General features: G+C 71.3%; 11 protein-coding genes. 4 read left to right on the top strand and 7 right to left on the bottom strand.

Going from position 1 to position 10166, the window contains the following annotated elements:
- Positions 1-237 precede the first annotated feature (237 nt).
- From ACZ4XX_RS28275 to ACZ4XX_RS28260, 4 genes are all read right to left on the bottom strand, one after another.
- Complete coding sequence (locus ACZ4XX_RS28275; RefSeq protein WP_468510689.1) at positions 238-756, bottom strand: SixA phosphatase family protein; 519 nt, start codon at positions 754-756, stop codon at positions 238-240.
- A 35-nt stretch (positions 757-791) separates the two neighbouring features.
- A complete protein-coding gene (locus ACZ4XX_RS28270; protein ID WP_468510688.1) occupies positions 792-995 on the bottom strand; it encodes a hypothetical protein in 204 nt (67 codons plus the stop codon).
- A gap of 156 nt (positions 996-1151) precedes the next feature.
- Complete coding sequence (locus tag ACZ4XX_RS28265) at positions 1152-1268, bottom strand: SGM_5486 family transporter-associated protein (protein WP_468510687.1); 117 nt, start codon at positions 1266-1268, stop codon at positions 1152-1154.
- Between the two features lie 17 nt (positions 1269-1285).
- Positions 1286-2599: a CynX/NimT family MFS transporter gene (locus tag ACZ4XX_RS28260; protein WP_468510686.1), complete on the bottom strand. Its 1314-nt coding sequence runs from the start codon at positions 2597-2599 to the stop codon at positions 1286-1288.
- 81 nt (positions 2600-2680) lie between these two features.
- Between ACZ4XX_RS28260 and ACZ4XX_RS28255 the strand changes: the two genes are divergently transcribed.
- The gene (locus ACZ4XX_RS28255; RefSeq protein ID WP_468510685.1) at positions 2681-3394 is read left to right on the top strand and encodes a FadR/GntR family transcriptional regulator; all 714 of its coding nucleotides are present in this window, start codon (positions 2681-2683) and stop codon (positions 3392-3394) included.
- On the opposite strand, the gene ACZ4XX_RS28250 is transcribed toward ACZ4XX_RS28255, so the two are convergent.
- From ACZ4XX_RS28250 to fabG, 3 genes are all read right to left on the bottom strand, one after another.
- Positions 3339-3749: a hypothetical protein gene (locus ACZ4XX_RS28250; protein WP_468510684.1), complete on the bottom strand. Its 411-nt coding sequence runs from the start codon at positions 3747-3749 to the stop codon at positions 3339-3341. The genes ACZ4XX_RS28255 and ACZ4XX_RS28250 overlap by 56 nt on opposite strands.
- A 163-nt stretch (positions 3750-3912) precedes the next feature.
- Positions 3913-4689: an enoyl-ACP reductase FabI gene (gene fabI / locus ACZ4XX_RS28245; RefSeq protein ID WP_073917327.1), complete on the bottom strand. Its 777-nt coding sequence runs from the start codon at positions 4687-4689 to the stop codon at positions 3913-3915.
- 2 nt (positions 4690-4691) lie between these two features.
- Complete coding sequence (gene fabG, locus ACZ4XX_RS28240) at positions 4692-5411, bottom strand: 3-oxoacyl-[acyl-carrier-protein] reductase (protein WP_468510683.1); 720 nt, start codon at positions 5409-5411, stop codon at positions 4692-4694.
- Between the two features lie 242 nt (positions 5412-5653).
- Between fabG and ACZ4XX_RS28235 the strand changes: the two genes are divergently transcribed.
- From ACZ4XX_RS28235 to tyrS, 3 genes are all read left to right on the top strand, one after another.
- Entirely contained in the window at positions 5654-7177 is a 1524-nt protein-coding gene (locus tag ACZ4XX_RS28235) for a TldD/PmbA family protein (protein ID WP_468510682.1), read from the top strand.
- 168 nt (positions 7178-7345) lie between these two features.
- Positions 7346-8737, top strand: coding sequence for a metallopeptidase TldD-related protein (locus ACZ4XX_RS28230; RefSeq protein WP_468510681.1), 1392 nt, complete (start codon positions 7346-7348; stop codon positions 8735-8737).
- 53 nt (positions 8738-8790) lie between these two features.
- Positions 8791-10059 (top strand): tyrosine--tRNA ligase, encoded by a 1269-nt coding sequence (gene tyrS, locus ACZ4XX_RS28225; protein ID WP_468510680.1) that lies wholly within the window; start codon positions 8791-8793, stop codon positions 10057-10059.
- Positions 10060-10166 lie beyond the last annotated feature (107 nt).

The following is a 10166-nucleotide window of genomic DNA, read 5'->3' as shown; positions in this document are numbered from 1 at the left end:
AACCAGCGCAAAAGCACGCAATACAACACATCGGCAGAAAAGCCCCCTCCCCCACCCCCCCCCCCCCCCCCCCACCCCCCCCCCCCCACCCCCCCCCCCCCCCCCCCCCCCTCTCCCGTACGGCCACGGGGTGGGCGCAGGCGTGTCGCCGGGCGTACGGATTCCACCGAGGCGGCGTGCGGCCCGGGCGTACAGGCCGGGCGCGTGCCGGTCAGGCGTGCGGGCCGGGCGTGCCGGTCAGGCGTGCGGGGTCCAGAAGTCGACGAGGCGTCCGGCGCCGTGTTCCAGGGACTTCCACGAGCCGTAGAAGGTGAGGACGGCGAAGGCGGAGGTCGGGAAGCCGCTGCGGTTCATGCGGGGCAGCAGGTCGCCGTCGGAGGTACCGGCGAGGGCGTCGGCGAGGGCGTGCATCCCGGGGTTGTGGCCGATGACCAGGAGGTCCGACACGTCCTCCGAGGTCTCGTTGAGCAGGGCGATGAGCTCGCCGAGCGAGGCCTCGTACAGCCGGTCCTCGTACACGGTCTTCGGGCGCTCGGGGAGGGCGTGTACGGCCAGCTTCCAGGTCTCGCGGGTCCGGGTGGCGGTGGAGCAGAGGGCCAGGTCGAAGGCGATGCCGGTCTCGGCGAGCCGGCGGCCGGCGACGGGGGCGTCCGCGCGGCCTCGCTCGGCGAGGGGGCGCTCGTGGTCGGACTCCTGGTTCCAGTCCGCCTTGGCGTGTCGGAGCAGCACGATCCTGCGGGGTGTGTCGACGCTCATGGTTCTCAGCTTTGCACGAAACGGCTCGCGCCGACTCAGAGAGAGAGCGTTTGCCGGATCCGCTCCAGGAACCCTCCGACCCCCGGGTCGCCTGCCGCCGCGTGGGCCTCACCGGGCCCCGCCATCAGCAGCAGAAGGGTGACGAACGCGGCCGCCGGGAGGACGAGGGCCCACCAGGGCAGCCGGGTGTCGGCACCGGTCGCCTCGGGCCGGACGCGGGTTGACGTGTGGGCCGACATGACCGCCTCCGTGGGTGAGAGCTCCGCTTTCCCTGTCGTCTCCAACCTAGGGATCGCGGGCTCCTCGGCCCATCCGGTGATCCACCCACTTCACCCTGAGTCCCGCCCCCTAGGGGATACGGGGGTTACCCCCACCCCGGGGCGGGGCGGGCGGTGTCACGGGGAGGCGATCGAGGCGATGAAGCCGATGACGACCGTGATGCCGATCATCGCGCCGAACACGATGAGCAGCTTCTTCTGGCCGTTCGGGGGATTGGGTTCGAGAACTGGCATGGCGACAGTCTCGCATCTCAGGATTCGTCCTCGAACGTCCGGTCCCTGCCCGCCAGGGTGCCGACGATCATCTGCGGCACCATGAGCCCGCCCATCAGGGCGATCGGCACTCCCCAGCCGCCGCTGTGCTGGTAGAGCACGCCGACGAGGAGGGGGCCGGGGATGGAGATGAGGTAGCCGACGCTCTGCGCGAAGGCGGAGAGCCGGACGACTCCGGCGCCGGTGCGCGAGCGCATGCCGATCATCGTGAGGGCGAGCGGGAAGGAGCAGTTGGAGACGCCGAGGAGCAGCGCCCAGACCCAGGCGCCGGCGGCGGGGGCGAGGAAGAGGCCGGTGTAGCCGGCGAGGCCGCAGAGGCCGAGGGCGACGACGATCGGGCCCTGGTTCTTCATGCGGGTGGCGAGCCGGGGGATCACGAAGGCGAGCGGGACGCCCATGACCATGGTGACGGCGAGGAGCACGCCCGCGGTGGAGGCGGGGACGCCGGCGTCGCGGAAGATCTGCGGCATCCAGCCCATGGTGATGTAGGCACCCGTGGCCTGGAGGCCGAAGTAGCAGCCGAGGGCCCAGGCGGTGCGGCTGCGGGTGATGCGCGGGGCGGCGGTCTCCGTCGCCGTGGCGGTGGTCCTGGTCTCCTCGGTGGCGCGGTCCCGGTCGCGGACGAGCGGGATCCAGGGCACGACGGCCAGGGCGGCGATGCCCGCCCAGACGCCGAGGCCGATCCGCCAGTCGCCGCCGAGGGCGGCGGTCATGGGGACGGTCGCGGCCGCGGCGACGGAGGTGCCGAGGGCGAGGGCCATGGAGTAGAGGCCGGTCATGCTGCCGATGCGGTCGGGGAAGTACCGCTTGACGATGACCGGCATCAGGACGTTGCTGACGGCGATGCCCATGAGGGCGAGGGCGCTGGCGGCGAGGAAGCCGATGGTGCCGCCTGCGAAGGGGCGCAGGATCAGGCCGGCGAAGATCGCGGCCATGCCCGCGCAGACGACGGCGGCGGGGCCGAAGCGGCGGGCGAGGCGCGGGGCCGTGATGCCGAAGACAGCGAAGCAGAGCGGGGGGACGGAGGTGAGGACGCCGGCGACGGTGCCGCTCATGTGGAGGTCCGCGCTGACCTCTTCGAGGAGGGCGCCGAGGCTGGTGATGGCGGGGCGCAGGTTGAGCGCGGCCAGGACGAGTCCGACGGTGACGAGGCCGAGGGTCCAGCGCTGTGTGCGCACCCGTGCGGGAGAATCGCCGGCGACGGCGGCTCCGGGCGGGGCCGTGGTGGCCGCCGGGACGGTGGTCGTGGCCGGTCGTGCGGTGGGGTCGAGGGTCTTCGGCTCGTCAGGCATGGGGCCATCATAGAATCATGGGATGATTGGTTGTCCAATCTCGAACGACTTGGGCGACTCGAACGAATGGGAAGGTGCTCCATGGCCCTCGGCCACCCCCGGCGCGCAGGCCTCTCCGATCAGGTGATCGCCGAGCTGCGGAACCAGATCACCTCCGGCGAATGGCCGGTGGGGTCACGCATCCCGACCGAGCCCGAGCTGGTCGAGCAGCTGGGGGTGGCCCGCAACACCGTGCGCGAGGCGGTACGGGCGCTCGCGCACAACGGGCTCCTCGACATCCGCCAGGGCTCGGGGACGTACGTCATCGCCACCAGCGAACTGGCCGGCGTCATGCACCGCCGCTTCGCCGGCTCCGACCCCCGGCACGTCGCCGAGCTGCGCTCGACCCTGGAGTCCGCCGCGGCGCGGCTCGCGGCGGCGCGGCGCACCGAGCGGGATCTGAAGCAGCTCGACACCCTGCTCGTACGGCGGGAGGAGGCGTGGGAGTCCGGTGACGCGGAGCGGTTCGTGAGCGCCGACGCGACCTTCCACCACGCGGTCGTCGCCGCCTCGGGCAACGAGGTGCTCACCGAGCTCTACGCGGACCTGGGCGATCTGCTGCGGGAGTGGCTGCGCGACGACGTCGGGCAGGTGCTGCGGCCGGAGAACCGGATGGACCACGGGCGCCTGGTGGACGCGATCCGGGAGGGCGACGCCGAACGGGCCGGAGCGGAAGCGGCCGGCTACCCCTACATGTGCCTCAGGAGCCCCGTACCGGAGTCGGGTCGGGAGCCTGGTCCGCCGGCTGGTGGGTGATCCAGGCGGAGCGGACCTCCTTCCAGCAGCGGCCGGTGAGTTCGCCGTAGTCGGCGGGGCCGACCTCCACGGGGGCGCTGTCGGAGTCGATGTCCCACCAGCGTTCGCACTCGACGTGGAGCCGGACCCGGTCGGTGCGGGGGTAGGGGTTCTGGCAGTGGGCGGTGACGGTCGAACCCTGGACGACGGTGCGGCAGGAGGCGCCGAAGTTCTCCGGCTCCTCGGCCGCCGGGGCGGGGCCGGGGGGCGCCTCGGCCGGGGCGGGCGCGGCCCGCACCTCGGCGGCGACGGCGATCCCGGTGAGCAGTACGGCGACGGAGACGAACGCGCCGAGCCCCTGACGTATCGCACGCATGCCCGCACCTCCTCCCCGTCAGCAGCAGAAGCATCACGCTCCGCCCCAGTCTGGGGTGGTTCGCTCGACTTTTCGAGTCGGGCAGGGGTTGCGGAACGGCGAGGGCCGTGTGTCCGCCCCCTCCGGGGCGGGCACACGGCCCTGATGCTCCGACGAGCAGCGGTTACGCGCCGATGGCGTGCAGGCCGCCGTCCACGTGGACGATCTCGCCCGTGGTCTTCGGGAACCAGTCCGAGAGCAGCGCGACGACGCCGCGGCCGGCCGGCTCCGGGTCCGAGAGCTCCCACTGCAGCGGGGAACGGCTGTCCCACACGGCCGCCAGCTCGCCGAAGCCGGGGATCGACTTCGCGGCCATCGAACCGATCGGGCCCGCCGAGATCAGGTTGCAGCGGATGTTCTGCTTGCCCAGGTCACGCGCCATGTAGCGGCTGGTGGCCTCCAGGGCGGCCTTGGCCGGGCCCATCCAGTCGTACTGCGGCCAGGCGAACTTCGCGTCGAAGGTGAGGCCGACGACCGAGCCGCCCTCGCTCATCAGCGGCAGCAGCGCCATCGTCAGCGACTTCAGGGAGAAGGCGGAGACGTGCATGGCGGTGGCCACGGACTCGAACGGGGTGTTGAGGAAGTTGCCGCCGAGCGCGTCCTGCGGCGCGAAGCCGATGGAGTGCACGATGCCGTCGAGGCGGTCGCCCAGGTGCTCGCGGACCTGGCCCTCCAGGCGGGCGAGGTGCTCGTCGTTCGAGACGTCGAGCTCCAGGACCTTCACCTTGTCGGGGTGGGGCAGCTTCTTGGCGATGCGCTCGGTCAGCGTCGGCCGCGGCCAGGCGGTGAGGATGATCTCCGCGCCCTGCTCCTGGGCCAGCTTCGCGGTGTGGAAGGCGATGGAGGACTCCATCAGCACACCGGTGATGAGGATGCGCTTGCCCTCGAGAATTCCGCTCATGGTCAGTGACCCATGCCCAATCCGCCGTCAACCGGGATGACGGCTCCAGTGATGTACGAGGCGTCGTCGGAGGCGAGGAACTTCACCGCGGCGGCGATCTCCTCCGGCTGGGCGTAGCGGCCCAGCGGCACCTGGGACACGATGCCCGCGCGCTGCTCGTCGGTGAGCACCGCGGTCATGTCGGTGTCGACGAAACCAGGGGCGACGACGTTGAAGGTGATGTTGCGGGAGCCCAGCTCACGCGCGAGGGAACGGGCGAAGCCCACCAGGCCGGCCTTGGACGCGGCGTAGTTCGCCTGGCCCGCGGAGCCCAGCAGGCCGACGACCGACGAGATCAGGACGACGCGGCCCTTCTTGGCGCGCAGCATTCCGCGGTTGGAACGCTTGACGACCCGGAAGGTGCCGGTGAGGTTGGTGTCGACGACGGAGGTGAAGTCCTCCTCGGACATGCGCATGAGGAGCTGGTCCTTCGTCACGCCGGCGTTGGCCACGAGGACCTCCACCGGACCGTGCTTCTCCTCGATCTCCTTGTACGCCTGCTCCACCTGCTCGCCGTCGGTGATGTCGCACCGGACGGCCAGGCAGCCCAGTTCGACGAGGGCCGCCGGCGGCTCGCCGGAGCGGTACGTGATCGCGACCTTGTCGCCGGACTCGGCGAACGCGCGGGCGATGGCGAGGCCGATGCCCCGGTTTCCTCCGGTGACGAGAACCGAGCGGCTCAACGGATCACCCTTTCGATAGCGGTCTGGTAGCCGAAAACCTATCGGTATCGCCCCCGACATGAGGAATCGACCTCCGACAGTGGCGCCCGGGTGTCACTGTCGGGTCCCTACAGCTCAGGTCCCCCGGCGTCGGTAATGCGCCGACTCCGCGAGCCGTCCCGTGATTGACTTCCGTGGCAGATCAACGACAGCTCCACCACAGCCCCACCACAGCCTTCCGATCACCGAGAGCGAGGCCGCTCGTGGTCCACCAGATCGACCCTTCGTTCGTCGCGCTGCCCCTGCGGGCGCTCGCCGACGCGGCGCTCGCCCGAGCGCGCGCGCTCGGTGCCGAGCACGCGGACTTCCGCCTGGAGCGGGTGCGCAGCGCCTCGTGGCGGCTGCGCGACGCCAAACCGTCCGGTTCCTCGGACACCACGGACCTCGGCTACGCGGTGCGGGTGGTGCACGGCGGGGCCTGGGGCTTCGCGTCCGGGGTCGACCTGACCATGGACGGGGCCGCGAAGGTCGCCTCGCAGGCGGTCGCCATGGCGAAGCTGTCCGCCAAGGTGATCGCGGCGGCCGGCTCCGACGAACGCGTCGAGCTCGCGGCGGAGCCGGTGCACGAGGAGCGCACCTGGGTCTCCTCGTACGAGATCGACCCCTTCTCCGTCCCCGGCGAGGAGAAGAGCGCGCTGCTCGCCGACTGGAGTTCCCGGCTGCTGCGGGCGGAGGGCGTGGCGCATGTGGACGCCTCGCTGCTCACCGTCCACGAGAACAAGTTCTACGCGGACACGGCCGGCACCGTGACCACCCAGCAGCGGGTCCGGCTGCACCCGCAGCTCACGGCGGTCGCCGTCGACGAGACGACCGGCGAGTTCGACTCGATGCGGACGATCGCGCCGCCGGTCGGGCGGGGCTGGGAGTACCTGACGGGCACCGGCTGGGACTGGGACAAGGAGCTGGACGAGATTCCGGCGCTGCTCGCAGAGAAGATGCGGGCGCCGAGCGTCGAGGCGGGCCGGTACGACCTGGTCGTCGACCCGTCGAACCTCTGGCTGACCATCCACGAGTCGATCGGGCACGCCACCGAGCTGGACCGGGCGCTCGGCTACGAGGCGGCGTACGCGGGCACCTCCTTCGCGACCTTCGACCAGTTGGGCAAGCTGGCGTACGGCTCCTCGATCATGAACGTGACGGGTGACCGGACCGCCGAGCACGGTCTGGCGACCGTCGGGTTCGACGACGAGGGCGTCGAGGCGCAGAGCTGGGACCTGGTGAAGGACGGCACGCTCGTCGGCTACCAGCTGGACCGGCGGATCGCGAAGCTCACCGGCCTCGGCCGGTCGAACGGCTGCGCCTTCGCCGACTCCCCCGCGCACGTGCCGGTGCAGCGGATGGCGAACGTCTCGCTCCAGCCGGACCCGGGCGGTCTGTCGACCGAGGACCTGATCGGCGGTGTGGAGCGCGGGATCTACGTGGTCGGCGACCGGTCCTGGTCGATCGACATGCAGCGCTACAACTTCCAGTTCACCGGGCAGCGCTTCTTCCGCATCGAGAACGGGCGGCTCGCCGGGCAGCTGCGTGACGTGGCCTACCAGGCGACGACCACCGACTTCTGGGGCTCGATGGAGCAGGTCGGCGGCCCGCAGACGTACGTCCTCGGCGGCGCCTTCAACTGCGGCAAGGCCCAGCCGGGCCAGGTCGCCGCGGTCTCCCACGGCTGCCCCTCCGCCCTCTTCCGGGGCGTCAACATTCTGAACACGACGCAGGAGGCGGGGCGATGAGCGTCAGCCACGACATCTGCCGGGGGTCCGGGGGTCGTCCCTCGGGCGAGCACAGTCTGAACACGACGCAGGAGGCGGGGCGATGAGCGTCAGCCACGACATCTGCCGGGGGTCCGGGGGTCGTCCCCCGGGCGAGCACAGTCTGAACACGACGCAGGAGGCCGGACGATGAGCCGCGTCAGCAAGCCGTACGAGATCGTCGAGCGGGCCCTCGAGCTGTCCCGTGCCGACGGGTGTGTCGTCATCGCCGACGAGGAGTCCTCGGCGAATCTGCGCTGGGCGGGCAACGCGCTCACCACCAACGGTGTCACCCGCGGCCGCACGCTCACCGTGATCGCGACCGTCGACGGGGCGCAGGGCACCGCGACCGGTGTCGTGTCCCGGTCCGCCGTGACCGTCGACGACCTGGAGCCCCTGGTGCGGGCCGCCGAAGCGGCCGCGCGTGCCGCCGGGGCGGCCGAGGACGCCCAGCCGCTGGTGACGGACGTGTCCGCGTCGCCCGACTTCACGGACGCGCCCGCGGAGACCTCCTCCGCCGTGTTCGCCGACTTCGCGCCGGCGCTCGGCGAGGCCTTCGCCCGCGCCCGGGCCGGCGGCCGTGAGCTCTACGGCTTCGCCAACCACGAGCTGACCTCCACCTACCTGGGGACGTCCACGGGCCTGCGGCTCCGCCACGACCAGCCCAACGGCACCCTGGAGCTGAACGCCAAGTCCCCCGACCGTTCGCGCTCCGCGTGGGCGGGCCGCTCGACGCGGGACTTCAAGGACGTCGACCCTGCCGCGCTCGACGCCGAGCTCGCGACCCGCCTCGGCTGGGCGGAGCGCCGGATCGAGCTGCCCGCCGGGCGGTACGAGACGCTGCTGCCGCCGACGGCCGTGGCCGACCTGCTGATCTACCAGCTGTGGTCCTCCACGGCCCGGGACGCGGTCGAGGGCCGTACGGTCTTCTCCAAGCCCGGTGGCGGCACCCGGCTCGGCGAGACCCTGTCCCCGCTGCCGCTGACCCTGCGCAGCGACCCGAACGAACCGGGCCTGGAGTCCGCTCCGTTCGTCATCGCGCACTCCTCGGGCGACGACTCCTCCGTCTTCGACAACGGTCTGCCGATCGCGCCGACGGACTGGGTGCGCGACGGGAAGCTGGAGCGTCTGATCACCACCCGGCACACGGCGGAACTCACGCGCCTGCCGGTGGCTCCCGGAGCGGGGAACCTGATCCTGGACGGCGGCGGCGAGCGCTCCCTGGAGGAGATGGTCGCCTCGACGGAGCGCGGTCTGCTTCTCACCTGCCTCTGGTACATCCGCGAGGTCGACCCGGCGACGCTGCTGCTCACCGGGCTCACCCGGGACGGCGTCTACCTGGTCGAGAACGGCGAGGTGGTCGGCGAGGTGAACAACTTCCGGTTCAACGAGTCGCCGGTGGACCTGCTGTCGCGGGCCTCCGAGGCGGGCCGGACGGAGAAGACGCTGCCGCGCGAGTGGAGCGACTGGTTCACCCGGGCCGCGATGCCCGCCCTGCGGATCCCCGACTTCAACATGAGCTCGGTCAGCAAGGGGGTCTGACCCACCTAGACTGAGACGACCATTCCCACCGGCATCACAAGGAGACGGACGACGTGACCGACATCGTCGATGAGCTGAAGTGGCGTGGGCTCTTCGCCCAGTCCACCGATGAGGACGCACTGCGCAAGGCTCTCGCGGACGGTCCCGTCACCTTCTATTGCGGTTTCGACCCGACCGCGGCCAGCCTCCACGTCGGCCACCTGGTCCAGGTCCTCACCGTCCGCCGGCTCCAGCAGGCCGGGCACCGGCCGCTGGCGCTGGTCGGCGGGGCCACCGGGCAGATCGGTGACCCGCGGCCGACGGCCGAGCGCACCCTGAACGACCCCGAGACGGTCGCGAACTGGGTGAACCGGCTGCGGACGCAGATCGAGCCGTTCCTCTCCTTCGAGGGGGAGAACGCCGCGGTCATGGTGAACAACCTGGACTGGACCGCCGGCATGTCGGCGATCGAGTTCCTGCGGGACATCGGCAAGCACTTCCGGGTCAACAAGATGCTGACCAAGGACTCCGTCGCCCGGCGCCTGGAGTCCGAGCAGGGCATCAGCTACACGGAGTTCAGCTACCAGCTGCTGCAGGCCATGGACTTCCTGGAGCTGTACCGCCGCTACGGCTGCACGCTCCAGCAGGGCGGCTCGGACCAGTGGGGCAACCTGGTGGCCGGACTCGACCTGATCCACCGCCTGGAGCCGGGTGTCGAGGCGCACGCGCTCGCGACCCCGCTGATGGTCAAGGCGGACGGCACCAAGTTCGGCAAGACCGAGAGCGGTGCCGTCTGGCTCGACCCGGAGATGACCACGCCGTACGCGTTCTACCAGTTCTGGCTGAACGTGGACGACCGGGACATCTCGACGTACATGCGGATCCTGTCCTTCAGGTCCCGCGCGGAGCTCGAGGAGCTGGAGCAGCAGACCGCCGAGCGTCCGCAGGCCCGTGGCGCGCAGCGCGCGCTGGCCGAGGAGCTGACCTCTCTGGTGCACGGCGCGGACCAGTGCGCGGCCGTCATCAACGCCTCCAAGGCGCTGTTCGGCCAGGGCGACCTGGCGGAGCTGGACGATGCGACGCTGGCCGCCGCCTTGTCCGAGCTGCCGCACGCGCGGGTGACGGAGCTGGGTCAGGTGGTCGACCTGTTCACCGAGGTCGGTCTCGCCCCGAGCAGGTCCGGGGCACGTCGCACGGTGAAGGAGGGCGGGGCGTACGTGAACAACGTGAAGGTCACCGCCGAGGACGCCGAGGTGGCCGCGGACGATCTGCTGCACGGCCGCTGGCTGGTGCTGCGGCGCGGCAAGAAGAACCTGGCGGCGATCGAGTTCGCCGGCGCGTGATCCCGTAGCACCGACGGGACATGCCGGGAGGGGAGGGGGGGGGGGGGGGGGGGGGGGCGCGGTGATCTCTTTCCTTCTTGTTGTGGGGGGGGGTTTTGTTTTTTATG

The organism is Streptomyces sp. NPDC029956, assembly GCF_055574655.1.
Note: the sequence above shows the minus strand (reverse complement) of the source record. Positions and strands in the feature narration are given on the sequence as shown.